Annotated in this window: 23 protein-coding genes; 14 read left to right on the plus strand and 9 right to left on the minus strand. The window is 67.1% G+C overall.

Translation table 11 applies throughout. The features are described from left to right. The first annotated feature begins 47 nt into the window (after positions 1 to 47). A complete protein-coding gene (locus KXC42_RS23820) occupies positions 48 to 635 on the plus strand; it encodes a TetR/AcrR family transcriptional regulator (protein WP_033098472.1) in 588 nt (195 codons plus the stop codon). 37 nt (positions 636 to 672) lie between these two features. Here the strand turns inward: KXC42_RS23820 and KXC42_RS23825 are convergent, their stop codons facing one another. From KXC42_RS23825 to KXC42_RS23855, 7 genes are all read right to left on the minus strand, one after another. Then, positions 673 to 2,802 (minus strand): transglycosylase domain-containing protein, encoded by a 2,130-nt coding sequence (locus KXC42_RS23825; RefSeq protein ID WP_006550828.1) that lies wholly within the window; start codon positions 2,800 to 2,802, stop codon positions 673 to 675. Between the two features lie 142 nt (positions 2,803 to 2,944). Further along, positions 2,945 to 3,136 (minus strand): hypothetical protein, encoded by a 192-nt coding sequence (locus tag KXC42_RS23830; protein WP_006550829.1) that lies wholly within the window; start codon positions 3,134 to 3,136, stop codon positions 2,945 to 2,947. Next, on the minus strand, positions 3,133 to 3,954 hold the full coding sequence (locus tag KXC42_RS23835) for a carbohydrate ABC transporter permease (protein ID WP_033098494.1): 822 nt from the start codon (positions 3,952 to 3,954) through the stop codon (positions 3,133 to 3,135). Before KXC42_RS23835 ends, KXC42_RS23830 begins: the two co-directional genes overlap by 4 nt. Before the next feature lie 83 nt (positions 3,955 to 4,037). Then, positions 4,038 to 5,111, minus strand: coding sequence for a carbohydrate ABC transporter permease (locus KXC42_RS23840; protein ID WP_019290533.1), 1,074 nt, complete (start codon positions 5,109 to 5,111; stop codon positions 4,038 to 4,040). Positions 5,112 to 5,128: 17 nt separating this feature from the next. Beyond that, positions 5,129 to 6,412, minus strand: a complete 1,284-nt coding sequence (locus KXC42_RS23845; RefSeq protein WP_219129713.1) for an ABC transporter substrate-binding protein — start codon at positions 6,410 to 6,412, stop codon at positions 5,129 to 5,131. Positions 6,413 to 6,569: 157 nt separating this feature from the next. Then, positions 6,570 to 7,643, minus strand: coding sequence for an ABC transporter ATP-binding protein (locus KXC42_RS23850; RefSeq protein ID WP_006550833.1), 1,074 nt, complete (start codon positions 7,641 to 7,643; stop codon positions 6,570 to 6,572). Between the two features lie 47 nt (positions 7,644 to 7,690). Then, entirely contained in the window at positions 7,691 to 9,145 is a 1,455-nt protein-coding gene (locus KXC42_RS23855) for a sodium:alanine symporter family protein (protein WP_019290531.1), read from the minus strand. A 97-nt stretch (positions 9,146 to 9,242) separates the two neighbouring features. Here KXC42_RS23855 and KXC42_RS23860 point away from each other — a divergent pair, with 97 nt between their 5' ends. From KXC42_RS23860 to KXC42_RS23915, 12 genes are all read left to right on the plus strand, one after another. Then, positions 9,243 to 10,052, plus strand: coding sequence for a DUF2786 domain-containing protein (locus KXC42_RS23860; protein ID WP_033098495.1), 810 nt, complete (start codon positions 9,243 to 9,245; stop codon positions 10,050 to 10,052). Then, positions 10,049 to 10,576 (plus strand): TIGR04338 family metallohydrolase, encoded by a 528-nt coding sequence (locus tag KXC42_RS23865; protein ID WP_019290529.1) that lies wholly within the window; start codon positions 10,049 to 10,051, stop codon positions 10,574 to 10,576. Before KXC42_RS23860 ends, KXC42_RS23865 begins: the two co-directional genes overlap by 4 nt. 297 nt (positions 10,577 to 10,873) lie before the next feature. Continuing rightward, on the plus strand, positions 10,874 to 11,569 hold the full coding sequence (locus KXC42_RS23870; protein WP_094979687.1) for a hypothetical protein: 696 nt from the start codon (positions 10,874 to 10,876) through the stop codon (positions 11,567 to 11,569). Between the two features lie 5 nt (positions 11,570 to 11,574). Beyond that, positions 11,575 to 12,837 (plus strand): SRPBCC family protein, encoded by a 1,263-nt coding sequence (locus tag KXC42_RS23875; RefSeq protein WP_219129714.1) that lies wholly within the window; start codon positions 11,575 to 11,577, stop codon positions 12,835 to 12,837. After that, complete coding sequence (gvpJ, locus tag KXC42_RS23880) at positions 12,834 to 13,244, plus strand: gas vesicle protein GvpJ (protein ID WP_024102484.1); 411 nt, start codon at positions 12,834 to 12,836, stop codon at positions 13,242 to 13,244. The genes KXC42_RS23875 and gvpJ (KXC42_RS23880) overlap by 4 nt, the downstream gene beginning before the upstream one ends. Continuing rightward, positions 13,244 to 14,056 carry a GvpL/GvpF family gas vesicle protein gene (locus tag KXC42_RS23885; protein WP_219129715.1) on the plus strand — a complete coding sequence of 271 codons (813 nt, stop codon included), beginning with the start codon at positions 13,244 to 13,246 and terminating at the stop codon, positions 14,054 to 14,056. Before gvpJ (KXC42_RS23880) ends, KXC42_RS23885 begins: the two co-directional genes overlap by 1 nt. Positions 14,057 to 14,058: 2 nt before the next feature. Continuing rightward, a complete protein-coding gene (locus KXC42_RS23890) occupies positions 14,059 to 14,313 on the plus strand; it encodes a gas vesicle protein GvpG (protein ID WP_019290525.1) in 255 nt (84 codons plus the stop codon). Positions 14,314 to 14,317: 4 nt separating this feature from the next. Next, positions 14,318 to 14,614 carry a gas vesicle protein GvpO gene (gene gvpO / locus KXC42_RS23895; RefSeq protein ID WP_019290524.1) on the plus strand — a complete coding sequence of 99 codons (297 nt, stop codon included), beginning with the start codon at positions 14,318 to 14,320 and terminating at the stop codon, positions 14,612 to 14,614. Next, positions 14,611 to 15,009, plus strand: coding sequence for a gas vesicle protein GvpJ (gene gvpJ / locus KXC42_RS23900; RefSeq protein WP_033098478.1), 399 nt, complete (start codon positions 14,611 to 14,613; stop codon positions 15,007 to 15,009). The genes gvpO and gvpJ (KXC42_RS23900) overlap by 4 nt, the downstream gene beginning before the upstream one ends. Next, positions 15,002 to 15,790, plus strand: coding sequence for a GvpL/GvpF family gas vesicle protein (locus KXC42_RS23905; RefSeq protein WP_033098479.1), 789 nt, complete (start codon positions 15,002 to 15,004; stop codon positions 15,788 to 15,790). The genes gvpJ (KXC42_RS23900) and KXC42_RS23905 overlap by 8 nt, the downstream gene beginning before the upstream one ends. Further along, positions 15,787 to 16,014 carry a gas vesicle protein gene (locus KXC42_RS23910; RefSeq protein ID WP_033098480.1) on the plus strand — a complete coding sequence of 76 codons (228 nt, stop codon included), beginning with the start codon at positions 15,787 to 15,789 and terminating at the stop codon, positions 16,012 to 16,014. The genes KXC42_RS23905 and KXC42_RS23910 overlap by 4 nt, the downstream gene beginning before the upstream one ends. After that, positions 16,011 to 16,304 (plus strand): gas vesicle protein K, encoded by a 294-nt coding sequence (locus tag KXC42_RS23915; RefSeq protein WP_016693994.1) that lies wholly within the window; start codon positions 16,011 to 16,013, stop codon positions 16,302 to 16,304. Before KXC42_RS23910 ends, KXC42_RS23915 begins: the two co-directional genes overlap by 4 nt. Before the next feature lie 10 nt (positions 16,305 to 16,314). On the opposite strand, the gene KXC42_RS23920 is transcribed toward KXC42_RS23915, so the two are convergent. Continuing rightward, positions 16,315 to 17,451 (minus strand): acyl-CoA dehydrogenase family protein, encoded by a 1,137-nt coding sequence (locus KXC42_RS23920; protein ID WP_024102488.1) that lies wholly within the window; start codon positions 17,449 to 17,451, stop codon positions 16,315 to 16,317. A gap of 10 nt (positions 17,452 to 17,461) precedes the next feature. After that, on the minus strand, positions 17,462 to 18,631 hold the full coding sequence (locus KXC42_RS23925; RefSeq protein WP_019290521.1) for an acyl-CoA dehydrogenase family protein: 1,170 nt from the start codon (positions 18,629 to 18,631) through the stop codon (positions 17,462 to 17,464). Between the two features lie 102 nt (positions 18,632 to 18,733). On the opposite strand from KXC42_RS23925, the gene KXC42_RS23930 reads away from it, so the two are divergent. After that, positions 18,734 to 19,360 (plus strand): TetR/AcrR family transcriptional regulator, encoded by a 627-nt coding sequence (locus KXC42_RS23930; protein WP_006550849.1) that lies wholly within the window; start codon positions 18,734 to 18,736, stop codon positions 19,358 to 19,360. The last annotated feature ends 118 nt before the right edge of the window (positions 19,361 to 19,478 follow it).

The following is a 19,478-nucleotide window of genomic DNA, read 5'->3' on the forward strand; positions in this document are numbered from 1 at the left end:
CCCGGTCGGGCGGTCGTAACTGAGCGATGCTCAGTTAGGCTATCGGTGTGAGCACCCCGCGACAAGAGGCGTCCAAAGGACGGCGTCGCCTGCCACCCGAGGAACGTCGCCGGCAACTCGTGGCGATCGGGCTGCAGGAGCTGTCGACGCGCCCGATCCACGCCCTGTCGATCGACCGCGTCGCCGAGATCGCCGGCATCTCCCGCGGCCTGCTGTTCCGCTACTTCCCCACGAAGCAGGACTTCTACGTCGCCGTCGTCGGCGCCGCATCACGCCGGTTGCTCCGCGCGGCGGATCCCGATCCGGACGAGCAGGATCCCCTCCGGGCGGTGCTGCACCCGTTCGTGTCGTTCATCGACCGCCACGGCGACAACTACCAGACGTTCTTCCACAGCGGCGTCGGCTCCGACCCTCAGATCCGCGACATCCACGACTCGATGCGCGACACCATGGTCGAGCGGGTCGTCGCGGCGCTGGGCTGCGATGACACCCCCGTCACCCGCATGCGGCTGCGGGCGTGGTGGGCGTTCGTGGAGTCGCTGGCCATCGACCGGTTCCGCGAAGGCACACCGAGCGTCGACGAGGTCGTCGACTGTTCGGCCGCGCTGCTGCCGGCGGTGCTGGCCGGGCCGTAGACCCGAACCACCTCCCCTCGATGGGCGGAGTGCGGATCTACAAGCCGGGGATCTGGATCGTCACGCCGGGGAACACCTCGATCTGCGAAGGCACCGGGACGGGCAGATCGACCGGCGGCGCGGGAATCGTGATCGGCGGCAGGTTCGACAGGTCGGGCAGCTGGAAGGTCGGCGCCGGGGGAGCGGTGGTGGTCTCGATGCCGGCGTCCTTCGGGACACCCGCCTGACCACCGATCGGCGCCGGCCACGGGAAGCTCTCGACTGGCGTGCCTTCGAGGGCGCCGTCCATCGTTCCCTTCCAGATGTCCGACGGCAGTCCGGAACCGTAGATCGACCCGCCCCAGCTGTTGGTGATCGCCCCGGCGTCGGGGGTGCCCATCCACACGGCCGTCGACAGCGACGGCGTGTACCCGACCATCCAGGCGTCCTTGTTCAACCCGGTGTCGCCGAGCTGCGTGGTGCCGGTCTTCGACGCCGACGGCCGGCCACCGGCGAGCGCGTGCCCGCGCGAGTATGCGGCGATCGGCATCATGGCCTGGGTTGCGTTGTCGGCGACCGCGGCGTCGAAGCGCTGCTCGCCGGGTGACGGCGGACGATCGAGGAGCACGACACCGTCGGCCGTGACGACCTTCTGCACGAAGTACGGCTCGTGGAAGACACCGGACGCGGCGATCGTCGCGTAGGCGGAAGCCATGTCGATGACCCGTGCCTGGTACTGGCCGAGGACGATGCCGCCCTCCGGCGGACCGCCGTTCTCGCTCAGCGTCTGCCCCTCGACCCCGGGGATCGTCAGCGGGATCCCCGCCGCATGCGCGGCGTCGGCGATCTTCTGCGGGCCGTTCGACATGGACATCATGAGCCGGTAGAAGCTCGTGTTCAGCGACCGCTTGAGCGCCTCGGCGATCGTGCAACGTCCGCACGACTCACCCTCGACGTTGCCGATGCGGATATTGCCCACCGTGAGCGGGGAGCTGTCGAAACGCGCGTTGAGGCCGATCCCGTCGTCGAGCGCGGCGAGCAGGCCGAACACCTTGAATGCCGAACCCGTCTGGACGGGGGCCTGTGCGAAGTCGAAACCGGCACCGTCCTCACCGCCGTAGTAGGCGCGCACGGCACCGGAGCGGGGATCGATCGAGACCACGGCGGTGCGCAGTTCCCCGGGTTCGCCGGACAGCGTGGACCGAGCGGCGTCGATCGCCGCCTGCTGGGCCTTCAGGTCGATGGTGGTAGTGATGCGCAGACCTTCGGTGTTGAGGGCCTGTTCGCTGATCCCCGCCGCGGACAGCTCACGCAGCACCTGGGTACGGATGTGACCTTCCGGTCCGGTCGCCTCGGTGGCCAGCACGAGGGTGTCCGACGGCACCGTCGGGGGGAACACCTGGTCCGGCCGCTCGGCCGGGTCGAGGACCTTCATCTCGACCATGCCGTCGAGCACGTAGTTCCAGCGCTCCTCGATGGCAGGCAGGTTGTACTCGGGGTCGAGCGACGACGGTGTCTGGATCACCCCGGCCAGGACGGCGCCCTCGGAGACCGACAGTTCCTCGACGGGCTTGCCGAAGTACGCCTGGGACGCCGCGCCGATGCCGTAGGCGCCGCGACCGAAGTAGATGGTGTTGAGGTACGCCTCGAGGATCTCGTCCTTCGACCACTGCCGCGCCATCTTGGTGGAGATGACGAGTTCGCGCATCTTGCGTTCGAGCGTGCGATCGGAGCCGACGAGCACGTTCTTGACGTACTGCTGCGTGATCGTGGAACCGCCGCCGGCGGTGTCCTTGCCCATGACGTTGTCGCGGGCTGCGCGTGCGAAACCGGTGATCGAGAAGCCCGGGTTGCTGTAGAAGTTGCGGTCCTCCGCCGACAGCACGGCGTTGCGGACGTGCTCGGGGATCTGCGCGATCCCGACCTCGACACGGTTGCCCTCCGGCGGGACCACCCGGGTGATCTCGGTGGCGTCGTCGGATGCGTAGACCCGCGCGAGCTGGTTCGTCTTCATGTCCGCCGGGGTCGGCACCTCCGCCGAGTAGTAGGCGGTGGCGAAGATCCCGAGCGGGACGAGCACGGCGAGAACGAACGCGACGAGTACGGCGTAGCGAACGATGCGTCCCCTGCGCTTCTTCGCTGCGGCCGCGGCGGCGCGCGAGGATGTCGACCTTGTCGGGCTCGTCACTCGTTCCACTTTCTCGGTACCGAAAATCCGGACGGGAGGGTCTCCCGCCCACCGTATGGTACGGAAACGACCACGAGACGCCTCCGGAACACCGGTACGGTGCTCCTTCTCACGTCACGGCGGGGCCATCGTCACGACAGGGTCAGCCCGATCGGCGCCACGCGCGGAACGCGAACCCCCACATCACGACGAATGCGAGCAGCACGAGGGACGGCACGATGCCGGGTTGCGGCGACGTCAGCTCGGCGACCGCGGAGATCACGGCCATCACCGTGAACACCGTGAGCAGGCCGAGCAGCATCTCGAGTCGGTTCCGGCGCGGAACCTTCCTCACGACTTGACGCCACCCGCGGTCAGACCCGAGATGATGCGTCGCTGGAAGAGCAGCACCATCACCACGAGCGGCACCATGACGAGCGTGCCGCCGGCCATGATCGACGCGTACGGGGTGACGTACGGGTCGGTGCCGGTGAACCGTGCCATCGCCACCGTCACCGGGGCCGTGCTCTCGCTCGACAGCTGCGACATCAGCAGGTACTCGTTGACGGTCGCGATGAAGGCGAGGATCGCCGTGGTGAACAGCGCAGGTGCCGCGAGCGGCAGCATGACCAGGCGGAACGCCTGCCCGCGCGTCGCGCCGTCCATGCGGGCGGCCTCCTCGAGCTCCCACGGCAGTTCGGAGAAGAACGAGGTGAGCGTGTAGACGGTCAGCGGCAGCACGAACGAGATGTTCGGGATGATCAGCGCCTGGTACTTGCCGATCCAGCCGATGTCGGTGAACAGCTGGAACAGCGGCGTCACGAGCGCGACGACCGGAAACATCGACGCGCCGAGGATGATGCCGGTGACGAAGTACTTACCGCGGAACTCGAAGCGCGACAGGGCGTAGGCGGTGAACACGCCGAGCAGCAGCGCGACCGCGGTGGTGGCGCCGGCGATGATGACGCTGTTGAGCAGCGCCCGCGAGAAGTTGACCTTGGCGTCGGGGTCGAGCGCGTCGGCGAAGTTCTGCAGTGTCGGGTTCGACGGCCACAGGGTCGTGCTGAACGTCTCCGACGGGTCGCGCAGGGCCGTGACGATCATCCAGTAGCAGGGGGCCAGACCCCACACGACGATCAGCGCGACACCCAGATAGGTGCCGACGGTGCTCATCCTGCGCTTGAACGGCACCTTGCGGGTCTGCACCGGCGTGGGCTCCGGCTCCGGCCGGCTCCGAGGAATCTCGGTGGTGACGGTCATACGACCTCCCCCTTACGCTGCTTCTCCTGCGTACTCACCGCGTTGGCGCCGAGGAACCGCACCAGCACGAAGGCGACGGCGAAGATGAGCAGGAAGGTGATCGTCGACAGGGCGGACGCGGAGTTCGAACCCTGACGCATCTGGTCGACGACGAGCACCGAGATCGTGGACGTCGCCGGATTGGACCCCATCATGATCGCGGGCAGGTCGTACATGCGCAGCGCGTCCATGGTGCGGAACAGGATCGCCACCATGAGGGCGGGCTTGACCAGCGGCAGCGTGATCATCTTGAACCGCTGCCAGGCGTTCGCGCCGTCGACCTTCGCGGCCTCGTAGACGTCCTGCGGGATCATCTGCAGGCCGGCGAGGATGAGCAGCGCCATGAACGGTGCCGTCTTCCACACGTCGGCGACGATGATCGCGAAGCGCGCGGGCCACGGATCGGCGGTCCACAGGTAGTCGGTGCCGAGCAGTTTGTTGGCGGCACCGTCGTTGGCGAAGATGAAGAACCACAGCTTGGCGGTGACGGCGGTGGGGATCGCCCACGGCACCAGCACCGAGGCGCGCAGCAGGCCGCGACCCCGGAACGACTTGGCCATCACGATCGCCATCGCGAAACCGATCACCGTCTCGAGCGAGACCGTGACGACGGTGAAGAAGAAGGTGTTGAAGATCGACTGCCAGAACTGGGAGCCGAGGGTGCCCGGAGGGCACGGGATCGAACCGGTGGCGGTGTTGCAGGTCTGGGTGATCCAGCGCGTGTAGTTCTCGATCCCCACGAAACCGCCGGTGACGAATCGGCCCGTCTCGGGGTCGAGTCGCTTCGAGTCACCGTGCAGCGACATCCACACCGCTCGTCCGAGCGGGTACAGGATGATCACGGCCAGGACGAGCATCGACGGGGCGACGAACATCCACACCGGGATCTTGCGCCGCTTCTTCACCGCCGTGACGGGAGGTGCGGGCACGCGGTGACGTCCGCCGACACGTCCGCGGTCGGGACCGGGGACGGTCCCGACCGCGGGGGCGTGTGGCGGATCCGCGGGAGTGTCGACCTGCGGGTCAGCCATGTACTGCTCCTAGAGCATCAGTTGCCGGCGGTCTCGATGCCGGCCCGGGTGTCGTCCAGCGCCTGCTGGACGGTCTTCTCGCCACGGATCGCAGCGTAGGCGTTGTCGGCGATCGCCTTCGACACGGCCGAGTAGTACGGCGACGCCGGACGCGGCTTGGCGGCCTCGAGGGCCTCCTTCAGCGTCGAGAAGTAGGGGTACTGCTCGAGGATCGAGGCGTCGTCGTAGGCCTCGGCGAGAACCGGGGCGCCGCCCGCTTCCGCGTAGTACATCTGCGCCTGGCGGGTCTGCATGAACTCGAGGAAGTCGCGCGCGGTGGCGGGAGCATCCGAGAACGCGCTGATGCCGACGTTGTAACCGCCGAGCGTCGAGACGCCGGGGCCGTCGACGCCGGGCAGGACGGCGATGCCGTAGTTGCCGGCGACCGATGAGGTCTCACCGTCGGTGTAGAAGCCGGGCCACGTGCGCAGGAACAGTGCCTCGCCGTTGCCGAAGGCGGTCTGCGACTCGCCCTCGGTGTAGGTCTGCGCGGCGGCCGGGATGATGCCGTCCTCGAAGTTGTCGACGATGAACTGCAGGCCCTCGGCCGTCTTGTCGTCGACGGCCGGGGTCAGGCCGTCCTCGGCGACGAAGGAGCCACCGAAAGCGTTGACGATCTCGGTGACGTTGACCGTCAGGCCCTCGTAGTTCTTGAACTGACCGATGTAGCAGGCGATACCGGCCTCCTCGGCCTTCGGGCACTCGGCCTTCAGGTCGTCCCAGGTCGCGGGGGCCTCGTCGACGAGGTCGGTGCGGTAGTAGAGGAACGCGCCGTTGGTGTTCTTCGGGGCGGCGTACAGGGTGCCGTTGTAGGTACCCGACTCGACGGTCGCGGGCAGCAGGCCCTCGGTGTCGATCGCCAGGTCGTCCTCGAGGGGGAGCAGCCAGCCGTTCGCGGCGAACTCCGCCGTGTTGGTGACGTCCACGGCGATGAGGTCGTATTCGTCGCTGCGGGCCTGCATCCGCTGGGCGATGTCGTCGTACTGGTCGTTGGCCTCCTTGGCCAGCGGCTTGAACGTCACCTGCTCGTCGGGATGCTCGGCGTTCCAGTCGGCGATGATGCTCTCGAGCGCCGCGTTCAGGGGATCCTGCCCCTCGACGATCGTGATCGGGCCGCGGCCCTCACCGGAAGCAGCGGTATCCTCGCCGCCGGTCGAGGTGTCGTCGCCACCGTTGTCCGACGAGCAGCCCGCGAGAACGAGCGCGGTCGCGGCCGTAGCGGCGATCGCAGCCCTCCGCATCGCCTTCGTATTCAGAACCATCAACAACTCCCCATTTCGAGGTCGTAGAACACACGTCGGTGACCCAGCTGCACCGACACCGGCCACTACTGTGGCACGCAGCACCGGTAAAAGTCGGCATTCCGCCCATCCTGAATCGGTCGAGTGTCGACTCCGCAGACCGATCCCGGAGCGGTGATCAGCCGATCCGCTTCCCGTCGGACGTTCCGAAGACGTGCACGTGCTCGGGGTCGAAGCGCAGGTACAGCCGGTCGCCCTTCTGCGGAGGGTTGCGCCAGTCGCTGCGGGCGACGATCTGCTGGCCGATCCCGCCGACGTCCGCCCGGCCGTAGACGTAGGCCTCCGAGCCGAGCTCCTCGACCACGTCGACATCCATGGCCAGACCCTCGTTCGAGATCTCGAGGTGTTCGGGCCGGATCCCGAGCACGACCTCCTTCTCGGTGACCTGGCCGACCACGTCGCGCGGCACCGGTACGTGGGTGTCGCCGATCATCGCGCCGCGGTCGAAGACCGGGAGGCGGAACAGGTTCATCGCGGGCGAGCCCATGAAACCGGCGACGAAGACGTTCGCGGGCTTGTTGTAGAGCACGCGCGGCGACGCGCACTGCTGCAGGATGCCCTTCTCGAGCACAGCGACGCGGTCGCCCATCGTCATGGCCTCGACCTGGTCGTGGGTGACGTAGACGGTGGTGGTGCCGAGGCGGCGCTGCAGCTGTGCGATCTGCGTGCGGGTCTGCACGCGGAGTTTGGCGTCGAGGTTCGACAGCGGCTCGTCCATGAGGAAGACCTGCGGCTGGCGGACGATGGCGCGCCCCATCGCGACGCGCTGACGCTGACCGCCGGACAGCGCCTTGGGTTTGCGGTCGAGGAACTGCTCGAGGTCGAGCATCTTCGCGACCTCGACGACCCGTTCGCGGATCTCGTTCTTGGGTGTCTTGGCCAGTTTCAGCGCGAAGCCCATGTTCTCCGCGACCGACATGTGCGGGTAGAGGGCGTAGTTCTGGAACACCATCGCGATGTCGCGTTCCTTCGGATCCTGCCCGGTGACGTCCTGGTCGCCGATGAGGATGCGTCCGCTGTGCACCTCCTCGAGACCTGCGAGCATGCGCAGCGAGGTCGACTTGCCGCAGCCCGACGGTCCGACCAGGACGAGGAACTCGCCGTCCTCGATCTCGAGGTCGAGCGCGTCGACCGCAGGCGTACTCGAGCCGGGGAACAGGCACGTGGCCTTGTCGAAGGTCACCGACGCCATCTCGAAGATCCTTTCCGAAGCGGTACACGCTCGTGCGGTAGGGGAATCTACCGTGCGTCGCTCGATCGGCTCTCGACCGGCGTGACGTCGTCGTCGTTCCACACCTGGATTCCGCGGAGGCCCGGGACGTCACCGGCGCGGAAGACGGGGTCGCGACCCTGCTTGCGTTGCGCGCTGTAGTGATGGAACAACGCGTAGGCGATACCCGACAGCGGGATCAGGGCGATGAGGTTGACGGTGGCCATGATTCCCATGGCGAGGTCGGCCAGCGCCCACACCAGCGGCAGCGAGCCGATGGCCCCGAGGAAGACGCACAGCACGACCGCCGAGCGCAGGTAGGGCAGAATGCGGCGCGATCCGGTGAGGAACTCCATGTTGGATTCGCTGTAGTAGTAGTTGCCGATCACCGAGGTGAACGCGAGGAAGAAGATCAGCACGGCGAGGAAGTGCACCGTCCAGTCACCGAGTTGCAGCGCGAGCGCGTTCTGCGTCAGAGCGGCGCCCTCGAGACCGCTGCCGAATTCGGGTTCCGACAGCAGGATGATGAAAGCCGTGATCGAGCAGACCAGCAGGGTGTCGAAGTAGACGCCGAGGCTCTGGACCAGGCCCTGCTTGACCGGGTGGGAAACCGCGGCGGCGGCGCCGGCGTTGGGCGCCGAGCCCATGCCGGCCTCGTTCGAGAAGAGACCTCGGCGGATGCCGTTCATGAAGGCAGCGCCGAAGCCACCACCGATGACCTCCTCGAGACCGAAGGCGTTCTCGACGATGAGGCGGAACATGGTCGGAACCTCGCCGATGTTGAGGACCACGACGATGATGCCGATGACCAGGTAGACGAACGCCAGGACCGGCACGACGATCTGGGAGACGCCGGAGATGCGGCGGATTCCGCCGAAGATCACCGCGCCGACGATGAGGGCGACGGCCAGCCCCACGATCACCTGGAGTGCCATGGTCTTCTCGCCGACGGAACTCGAGACGGCGTCGACGATCGAGTTGGTCTGCACCGCGTTGAACACGAATCCGTAGGTGATCGTGATGATGACCGCGAAGATCATGCCCATCCAGCGTTTCCGCAGCCCGTACTGCATGTAGTAGGCGGGGCCACCGCGGAAGCTGCCGTCCTCGTCGCGCACCTTGTACAGCTGGGCGAGCGTGGACTCGAGGAAAGCGGTCGCTGCACCGACCAGGGCCATCGCCCACATCCAGAACACCGCGCCGGGACCACCGAGGCTGATCGCGATCGCGACACCGGCGACGTTGCCCGTTCCCACGCGGGAGGCCGCCGAGACGGAGAAGGCCCGGAAGGCGGACAGGCCGGGTTCTCCGTTGGGTTGTCTCTCGGGTTTCTCCACGATGGAACGCAGCATGTCGGGCAGGAGCCGGATCTGGATGAACCGGGACCGGATCGTGTAGTACAGGCCCGAACCGATGAGCAGTGCGATCACCGCATACCAGAACGTGTCGTTGATATCGGTGACGAAATCGACCGCAGTGTCCATCTGCACGATCTTGGTGGGTCGCGGGTGGTTTCGCAGGAACTTCGTGCGTGTTCCCGGTCTCGTGGGCGGAGTCGGTGCCAAGCTCTACGCTCGCTGGGTGAGTTCGGACAAGATGTTGAGTCGTATCGGCGGGTTGCTCCGCCAGGCGGAGTCCACCGACAACCCTCACGAGGCCGACGCCTTCCTCGCCGCGGCGCAGCGGCTCGCGACGTCCTCCTCGATCGATCTGGCGGTCGCGCGCAGTCACACGGCGGCGAAGGAACGCCGCGCAACTCCCGTGCAGCGACTGATCACCATCGGCGAGACGGGCAAGAAGGGACTGCGCACCTACGCCCAGTTGTTCATCGCGATCGCCGGGGCCAACGACGTGCAGTGCGACATCACCGCGAACTCCACCGTCATCTACGCCTACGGCTTCGCCGACGACATCGACGTGTGCGAGGCGCTGTACTCCTCCCTGCTCGTGCAGATGGTGCGGGCGTCCGACGCATATCTGCGCGAGGGCACCTACCGGAACGAGACCACGGTGCGCACCGTCGTCGAGGAACGCGGTGGCCGCCGTGTGCGCACACGCGTGCGCAAGCCCGTTGCCGCGGTGACGGCCCGGCTGAACTTCCAGTCGGCGTTTGCCGCCCGCATCGGCGCCCGGCTGGCCGAGGCGAAGCAAGAGATCGAACGCGAGGTGGAAACATCCGCGCCCGGTACGGCGTTGGTGTTGCGTGGGAAGAGTCTGGAACTGCAGGACTTCTACCGCAGTACGTCGCAGGCACGGGGCAGTTGGCGGGGAAACCGGGCCCCGTCGGCGCGCTCGGCCGATGCCCGGCGCGCGGGCGACCGCGCCGGACGCGCGGCCCGGCTGGGAACGGCACCCGAACTGCCGTCGGCTCCGAGGAGGCTGGAACGGTGACCAAGGTGCGCGACACCCGCAGAACCGCTGTGTACGAAGCGGAGTCCATCGTACGGAAGATGCTCGACCGCGCCGACGAGCGCGGTCTGCGGACCGTCGAGGTAGCCGGTTCCCACGTCACGCTCCCGGTGGAGAGACGGTTCGCCTCCATCGCCTCGGTCCAGGACTACATCGACGCCGTGCTCGCCCTCGACTGGGTACGCACCCGGTGGGAACGCGCCGCCGTGCCGGTGCGCGTGCGGGCCCGTGCGGGCAACGCGGCCGCACACTACGAACGCGACTGCGCGACGATCGCTCTTCCCGAACACCGGGTGAACACCGCGTGGGCGTTCCGCGAGATGGTGGTGTTGCACGAACTCGCGCACCATCTCGATCCGCAGGATCCAGACGACGCCACCGAGGGGGCCCACGGGCCGGCCTTCGTCGACCGCTTCCTCGCACTCGTCGGCGAAATAATCGGTCCGGAAGCAGCATTCGCTTTGCAGGCGACAGGGATCGCCACCCCGGTGCATCCGCGGCGATAACCTCCGGTTTCCGGAATCCTTACCGGCTCGAGAACCTTTCTTCGGCATGCCTGCGGACGGCCGGTCGAGATCTGTAGCAAGCCTCGTATCCTGCTGCACAACATACTGATTGGTACTTTTCGAGCCCGTCGTTCACTCCGGAATCCGCATGCCGACGAAGCACGCGAATCAAGGCCTCGAGCGACGTACTGTCGTTTACATCACACAAAGACTCGCATCGGCTGCGTACCGTACCGAGACCTCCCCGACCCCTTCCGAGCACGCCACACGACGCGCGGCATACGAAGGAGAACGGTGATGAAACCCGCAGCACGAGTCGCCCTCGGTGTGGGCATCGGATATTTCCTCGGCCGTATCAAGAAGATGCGGGTGACCATGATGCTCGCCGGTGCCGGAATGACCGGCAAACTGCCCAGCAATCCGCAGGAACTCCTGCAGCGCAGCGCCTCGATGCTCGGCTCGTCTCCCGAGATCAACAAGATCACCGAATCCGTTCGCGGAGAACTCGTGCATGCGGCTCGTGCCGCTGCCGTGACCGCGGCCAGCAACCGGATCGACGCCCTCAACGAACGTCTGCAGTCCCGTGCGAGCGGTGGCGGGCGATCGGAGGAACCCGAGGATGCCGAATACGAGGACGAATACGACGAATCACGCGACGAGGAGGAAAGTCGCGGCAGCAGGCGTCGCGGCAGCCGGAATCGGGACGAGGAGCCGGATTACGACGAGACGGACGAAGAGGGTTCCGACGAAGAGGATTCGGGCGAGGAGGATTCGGGCGACGAAGAGGAGCCGGAACCCGAGCGTCCCGCACCGCGGCGCCGTGAAGCCCGCGCCACATCCCGTCCGCGGACGTCCCGCAGCAAGAAGACGGCCGACAGCGAAGATCCGGACGACTCGGAGGAGGCACCTCCGAAGCCGCGCAAGCGCGCAGCGCGTAGCACTGCGTCGTCCTCCTCCTCCGGTCGTGCGCCCGTACGTCGAACGAAGGGGTGAGAGCGATGGCCAGGTTGAGCGATGTATCGGGCGGAGTCGCCGACGCGGTGGGCAAGGCCGGGAAGACCGCGACCGATACCGCCGGTAAGGCGGGCCGCGCCGCCTCGGACACGGCGGGGAAGGCCACGGGCGGACTGACCGGCGGTCTGCAGCAGTCGTTGCAGGGCCTCGCAGGAACCGTCGCGCAGAATGCGTTGTCGAGCCTGTCGGACAGGGTCACCGGCACGGCGGGACGATTACAGGATTACTCCGAGGGCAAAGGCGGAAATCTGGCCAGTGCGCTCACCGGCGTCGACAAGCTCGCTCAGGGCGAGTCGCCGCTGAAGGCGGCGGCGAGCTCGGGGTTCGAGAATCTGAAGAACACGGCGAAGGACAAGTTCGAGGACGTCAAGGAGGCCGTCACCGGCGGGGGCAAGGGGGGCGGCGGCGGCAACAAGAAGATCAAGCTCACCAACATCGTCGAGAGCATCGACGTGGGGGTGCCGGTCGATCTGGCCTACGACCTGTGGACGCAATTCGCCGACTGGCCGAAGTTCATGAAGAAGGTCGAACAGGTCGAGCAGGTCCAGGACGAGAAACTCCATTGGACGGGCAAGGTTTTCTGGTCGCGTCGGAACTGGGAGTCCACGATCCTCGAACAGGTGCCGTTCGAACGGATCGTGTGGCGTTCCAAGGGAGGAAAAGGTTACATCGACGGCGCGGTGACCTTCCATGAACTCACACCGGATCTCACCCGGATACTCCTGGTGCTCGAGTACCACCCCCGGGGCCTGCTCGAGCGCACCGCGAATCTGTGGCGGGCGGTGGGTCGCCGGTCAAGCCTGGAACTGAAGCACTTCCGGCGCCACGTCATGACCGAAGCCGTGTTGCATCCCGACGACGTCGTCGGCTGGCACGGCGAGATCCGCGACAGCGAGGTCGTCAAGGACGACGAGACCGCGCGCCGGGAGGAAGAGGAGCAGGAGGACACCGGCGAGAACGGCGAGGAGTGGGAGACCGACGCCTCCGGTGACGAGGACGAGATCCGCGACGAGGACGAGGATTTCGAGGAGAGTGAGCCGTCCGAGGACGAAGGCGACGAGGAGTCGGCCGAGGACGAGGAGGATCTCGAGGACGAGTATCCCGAGGATGACGAGTCCTCCGACGAAGAACCCGACGACGAAGAGGAAGAGCCCGAACCGCCTCGGAAACGTGCGCCCGCCAAGCGGACCCGGGCGACGAAGAGCACCGGTACGCGCTCGTCCCGCTCGAGAGGATCCCGGTCATGACCATCCAACCTGCAGGGGGCGGCGGTGGAGGCGGCGGGGGCGGTATGGCCCGTCCCAACTCGTCCGGCCTCGCCGACGTCATCGACACCATCCTCGACAAAGGCCTCGTCATCGACGCGTTCGTGCGTGTCTCGCTCGTCGGTATCGAACTGCTCACCATCGACGCCCGCGTCGTCGTGGCCAGTGTCGACACCTATCTGCGTTTCGCGGAAGCGGTGAACCGGCTCGAGATCTCCGACAACGAGCCGAAGGGCCTTCCGGATCTCGTCGGCGACATCACCTCCGGCGGTTCCAAGCACAAGACGAAGGGCGCGCTCGAGGCTGCGGGGGAGAAAGTCAGCGAGTTCCTCGGGGACGTCCAGGAGCAGCGGCAGCCCGCTCGACGATCACGCAGGGGTGAGGACTGATGTCCACCGAACAGACCGAGCGACCCGAGCAGGGCGACAGCGACGAAACCGCCACGACCACTGCGGTCTACGTCTACGGCATCGTCCCGTCGGATGTGGAACCGGAGGAGCATGCGGAAGGGGTGGGCAATCCGCCGGCCGAGGTGTCGGTGGTCAAGTCCGGTCGCATCGCTGCACTGGTGAGCGAGATCCCGACCGATCGCGCTCTCGGCACACCGGACGATCTCGAGGCGCACGCCGCGTTGCTCGACGGGACCGGGACGGTCGCCCCCGTGCTCCCGCTGAGATTCGGTGCCGTCCTCACCGACCGGGACGCGGTGGCCGCGGAATTGCTCGAGGGGAACGAGGGCGAACTCGCCTCGGCCCTCGACCAACTCGACGGTCTCGCACAGTTCGTCGTGAAGGGACGGTACGACGAGAGGGCGATCCTGCAGGAGATCCTCGAGGAGAACTCCGAGGCGGCGCAGTTGCGGGAGCAGATCCGTGGGCAGTCCGAGGACGCGACCCGCGAGGCGCGAATGGCGCTCGGGGAAATCATCAACGCGGCGATCGAGGCCAAACGGAACGAGGACACGCGCCGCACGGTCGAGGCCCTGTCGTCGCTCGACCCGATGGTCAACGAGCGGCAACCCACGCACGAGCAGGATGCCGTGCACATCGCCGTCCTCGTCGAACTCGAGCGGCAGGACGAACTCGAACAGGCCCTGCAGGAACTGGGTCGGGAATGGGAGGACCGGGTCGAGATCTCGTTGCTCGGCCCGATGGCGGCCTACGACTTCGTGGCGAAATCCGACCCCGGCGAAGGAGGTTGACGATGGGTCTGCTGACCTCCCTGCTCACGCTGCCCCTCGCTCCCGTCAGGGGAGTGATGTGGCTCGGAGAGATCATCCAGGAGCAGGTCGAACAGCAACTGCACGATCCCGCCAACGTGCGGCGCGAACTCGAGCAGATCGAGGAAGCGGCGGAGGCGGGTGAGCTGACCCCCGAGGAGAAGGACGAGGCGCAGCAGGCCGTGCTGAACCGCATGATCTCCCGGGGCGGCTCCGGCCCCGCCGGGGGAAAGGAGTGATCCCGTGGCGCAGGACACCGGCCCGCCCGCGATCTCGGCGGCCGAGGCCGCATCGGCGGCCCTCACACATCTGAAGGAACTGACCTCGAAGGAAGCTCAGGGGGTCACCTCCGTCGAACCCACCGAGGACGGATGGGTCGTCGAGGTGGAGGTCGTGGAAGACAGGCGGATTCCGTCGTCGGCCGACATGCTCGCGCTCTACGAGGTGGAGGTCGATCTGGACGGTGATCTGCTCGCGTACCGGCGGACCCGGCGTTACGGACGCGGCAGCAGCGACATCGGCGCAAGGACCGGGTCATGACGGTGGTCGGTGGGGGAGGCGGCATGTCGTCGCCGCAGCCCTACGGGGGTGGAGGACGGTCGACCAATCTCGGCGACATCCTCGAACGTGTCCTGGACAAGGGGTTGGTCATCGCCGGCGACATCCAGGTGAATCTGCTCGACATCGAACTGCTCACGATCAAGCTCCGCCTCGTCATCGCATCGCTCGAGACGGCCAAGGCCGTCGGGATCGACTGGTGGGAGAGCGATCCGTGGTTGACGAGCAAGGCTCGCGCACCCGAGGTCGATTCGAGCCGGGTGGAACTCGAATTGGAGAACCGGCAGCTTCGCGAACGGTTGGCCGCACTCGAGGCCCGAGCGGAGGAACTGGAGTCGGAACCGGCGGAGATCGTGGACGAGGAGAACCGTGACTGACACGACCGGGACCTGGATGTACGCCGTGACCGACGGGACGCTCGTCGGCCACGAGACCGAGGGCGCCTCCGGCGTCGCCGGCGAGCAGGTCCGCACGGTGCAGGAGGGCGGACTGACCGCCGTGGTCGGAACGGTGCCCCTGGACGATTTCGGCGAGGCCGCACTGGCTCGCAATCTCGAGGACCTGGACTGGCTGGAAAGAGTGGCCCGCGCCCATGATTCGGTCGTCGCCGGATTGGCACGGCACTTCTCCGTGGTACCCCTTCGACTCGCGACCGTCTGCCTCGACGACGAACGGGTCCGGGCCCTGCTCACCGAGCACCGGGAGCAGTTCGCGTCTGCGCTCGCCCTCGTGACCGGTCGTACCGAATGGGGGGTCAAGGCGTTCGCCGATCGCAAGGCGCTGACCGCGGCCGCCGCGGAAGCGCATGCGGAGGGTGCGGGTTCCGGCAGGGGCACGGCCTATCTGCTGCGTCGCCGCGCGCAACTGGCGGCGCAGGAGAGCATCGAACGCGATGCGGCCGAACGCGCCGCCGATATCCACGATCGGTTGCTGCGTGTGTCGGCCGCGGGTCGCCGGAGCGCGCCGACCGATCCGGCACTGAGCGGCAGCCAGGAGTGGATGCTGCTCAACGGGACATATCTCGTCGACGACGACAGGGCGGACGAATTCTATTCCGAGGTGGAGGAACTCGGGTCCCTGAATCCGGGGATCAGGCTCGAGACGAGCGGCCCGTGGCCGCCCTACTCGTTCGCTGGAGCAGAACGGATCTCGCCGTGAGATACGCCGACGGATCGGTGGACGAGGAACGGCGGATCGCTCTGATCGATCTGCTGGATCGGGTGCTGTCGGGCGGCGTGGTCATCACCGGCGACATCACACTGTCGATCGCGAATATCGATCTGGTGCGGATCTCGTTACGCGCGTTGATCTCGTCGATCAGTACCCTGTCGCTGCCCGGGGTCGACGTCCCCGTTCCCCGTGGGGCCCGGGAGGGTTCGTGAGCGAGCCGGTGAACTTCCCGTCGCGTATCGACGCCGATCCCGAATCCGTGGAGCGGGGTCTGGTGACGCTGGTGCTCACGCTCGTCGAACTGCTCCGGCAGCTGATGGAGCGTCAGGCCCTGCACCGCATGGATGCAGGGGATCTCAGCGACGAGCAGATCGAACGGCTCGGCACGACACTGATGCTGCTCGAGCAGCGCATGGGCGAACTGCGCGACCATTTCGGGCTCACCCCCGAGGATCTCAACATCGATCTCGGTCCGCTGGGGACACTGCTGCCCCGGGAGTGAGCCCGATCGGTCACATTCCGGCGATCTCCACGAGCTCGTAGTCCTTCACACCGCCGGCGAGCACCCGCAGGTGATCGTCCATGGTGCCGAGGGTGTGCTCGATCGCGGTCAGGCGGCTCAGGTAGTGGCCGATGGAGTGCTCGGCCGTGACACCGATGCCGCCGTGCATCTGCACGGACTCCTGGCCGATCTTCCGAGCGGACCGGCCGACCTGCAGCTTGGCGCGCGAGGCGATGGTCGGGTCGACGATGCCGTCGGCGAGGGCCATGGTCGCGTACAGGCTCATGCTCGACGCCAGCTCGTACAGCACGTACATGTCGGCCGCACGGTGGGTGAGCGCCTGGAACATCGACAGCGGCACACCGAACTGCTTGCGCTGCTTGAGGTAGCTCGTGGTCAGCTGCACCGAGGAGTCGAGGGCACCGACCGCCTCGGCGCACAGTGCCGCCTGCGCGTGCACCTGCGCCGCGGTGATGGCGGCGGACGCGTCGGCCGCCTCACCGAGCGGGGTCGCCGCAACATCGTCGAGCACGAGTTGCGCACCGCGACGCTCGTCGTGGGTGCGGTACGGCGTGCGGACCAGACCGTCCGCCGATGCGTCGACGACGAACAGTCCGACGCCACCCTCCGGGAGCTTCGCGGAGACGATGAAGGTGTCGGCGCAATCACCGTGCAGCACAGGATTCTTGCGACCGGAGACGGTCCAGGAGTCGCCGTCGCGCGCCGCGGTGGTGGCCACCTCGGTGTGCGGCCAGCGGCTGCCCGGCTCGTCGTGCGCGAACGCGAGGAGCACGGTGCCCTCGGACAGTCGCGGCAGGATGTCGGAGCGCTGCGCGTCGGTGCCGACCTCGGCGACGAGCCGGCCGGGCAGGTAGACGCAGTCGAGCACGGGCTCGGGTGCGAGCGCGCGGCCGATCTCGGTCATGACGGCCATGACCTCCACCGGTCCGGCTCCCATGCCGCCGTGCTCCTCCGCGAAGGGCAGGCCGAGCACGCCGAGTTCGCCGAGTTGCTTCCATACGTCGCGGTTCCAGCCCAGGTCACCTTCGGCCACCCGGTTGCGCGACTCGACGTCGTACGCGCCGGAGAGCAGGTCGCGGACGGTCGCGCGGAGCATGTCCTGTTCGGTGTCGAGTTCGAAGTTCATGTCCGGGGCCTCACAGTCCGAGAATCGAGGAAGCGATGATCGAACGCTGAACCTCGTTCGACCCGCCGTAGATGGTGACCTTGCGGTTGTTGAGGTAGGTCGGCATCGTCAGCTGCGCCCAGTCGGGCGAGTCGATACCGGCCTCGCCGGCGGGCAGCGAATCGGGGCCGGCGATGTCGACGAGCAGTTCGGTCGCGGCCTGCTGCAACTCGGAGCCGCGCATCTTGAGCAGCGACGATGCCGGGTTGGGCTTGCCGTCGGCCGAGCCGGCGACGACGCGTAGCTGGGTGAGCTCGAGAGCGAGCAGCTCGTTCTCGAGTTCGGCCAGGCGTGCCGCGAAGATCGGGTCGTCGAGCAGCGAGCCGCTGCCGTAGCGGGTCTCGGCCGCGAGGGACTTCGCCCGCGCGAGCTTGACCTTGGTGGCGCCGACCCGGGCGATGCCGGTGCGCTCGTTGCCGAGCAGGAACTTCGCCTGCGTCCAGCCGGTGTTCTCCTCGCCGACGAGGTTCTCGGCGGGAACGCGCACGTCTTCGAAGAAGACCTCGTTGACCTCGTAGCCGCCGTCGATCAGTTTGATCGGACGGAGGGTGACGCCCGGGGTGTCCATCGGGAAGAGCAGCATCGAGATGCCGGCCTGCTTCTTCGCGTTCGGATCGGTGCGGACGAGGCAGAAGATCCAGTCGGCGTGCTGCGCGAGCGTCGTCCACGTCTTCTGACCGTTGACGATGTAGTCGTCACCGTCGCGGACGGCGCGGGTCTTGAGGGACGCGAGGTCGGAGCCGGCCTCGGGCTCGGAGAAGCCCTGGCACCACCAGATGTCGAGGTTGGCGGTGGCGGGGAGGAAGCGTTCCTTCATCTCCTGCGAGCCGAACTGTGCGATGACCGGCCCGATCATGGACGCGTTGAACGGCAGCGGGTCGGGCACCGACGCGAGCTGCAGCTCGCTGAGCCAGATGTTGCGCTGCATCGGCGTCCAGTCCTGACCGCCCCATTCGACGGGCCAGTTGGGAACGGCGAGGCCGCGCGAATGCAGGATGCGCTGGACGGCGACGTAGTCGTCCTTGCCCAGCGGAGTGCCGGAGGCGGTCTTCGCACGCACTTCGGCGGGGATCTCGGTGGTGAAGAAGGTGCGCAGTTCGTCGCGGAACGCACGCTCCTCCTCGGTGAGCTTCAGGTTCATGGAGGGACCTTCCAGGGATGCCGGCGCCGTAGCGCTTCTCGCGATTCCAAACTAACCTTACATTGTTAGCTCGTCCAGGTCGGGCCGGAAGGAGGACGATGGATGGCGCGCCCGCGCACGCCTCTGCTCAGCCGTGAGCTCATCCGCGACGTCACGCTACGACTCGTCGACGAGCACGGCCTCGACGCCGTCTCGATGCGTCGGATCGCCGCCGAACTGGGTGTTCGCGCCCCGTCGCTGTACAGCCACTACGCCACCAAGGAAGAACTGCTCGACGACATCGCCGACGCCATCGGTGAATCGGTCGACGTCAGCGGGTTCGCCGAGGACGACTGGCAGGAAGCGCTCCGACGCTGGGCTCGCACCTACCGCGACGCGCTCGCCGCGCACCCGAATATGGTGCCCTTCCTCGCCTCGAGTCCCGGCACCCGGCCCGTCTCCCTCCAGGCGTCCGACGCCATCCACGGCGGCCTCACCCGCGCCGGCTGGCCGCCCCGCTTCGCGACGATGATCGGAGCCTCGATCAAGTACATCGTCATCGGTTCCGCGATCACCTCGTTCGCGGGCGGATTCGACGATCACATCGACACCTACAACGAGCGGTATCCGCATCTGTCGCAGGCGCATCGGCTTCGCGAGTACGCCGCCGAGATCGATGCCGAGAGCTTCGACCTCGTTCTCGAGTCCTTCCTGCGGGAACTCGGGCGACGATACGAGATGTTTCCTTAGCCCGAATGCACCGATCAGCTGAGCGCGTTGCTGTGAATATGGTTGTGCGGTAACGATCGCTCTGCTGGCATGGCTGATCGTCCGACCACTCGGGTCGGGTTGTTCCACTGGATCGTCA

It is taken from the genome of Rhodococcus sp. LW-XY12, from assembly GCF_019317345.1.
Classification (GTDB): Bacteria; Actinomycetota; Actinomycetes; order Mycobacteriales; family Mycobacteriaceae; genus Rhodococcus; species Rhodococcus pyridinivorans.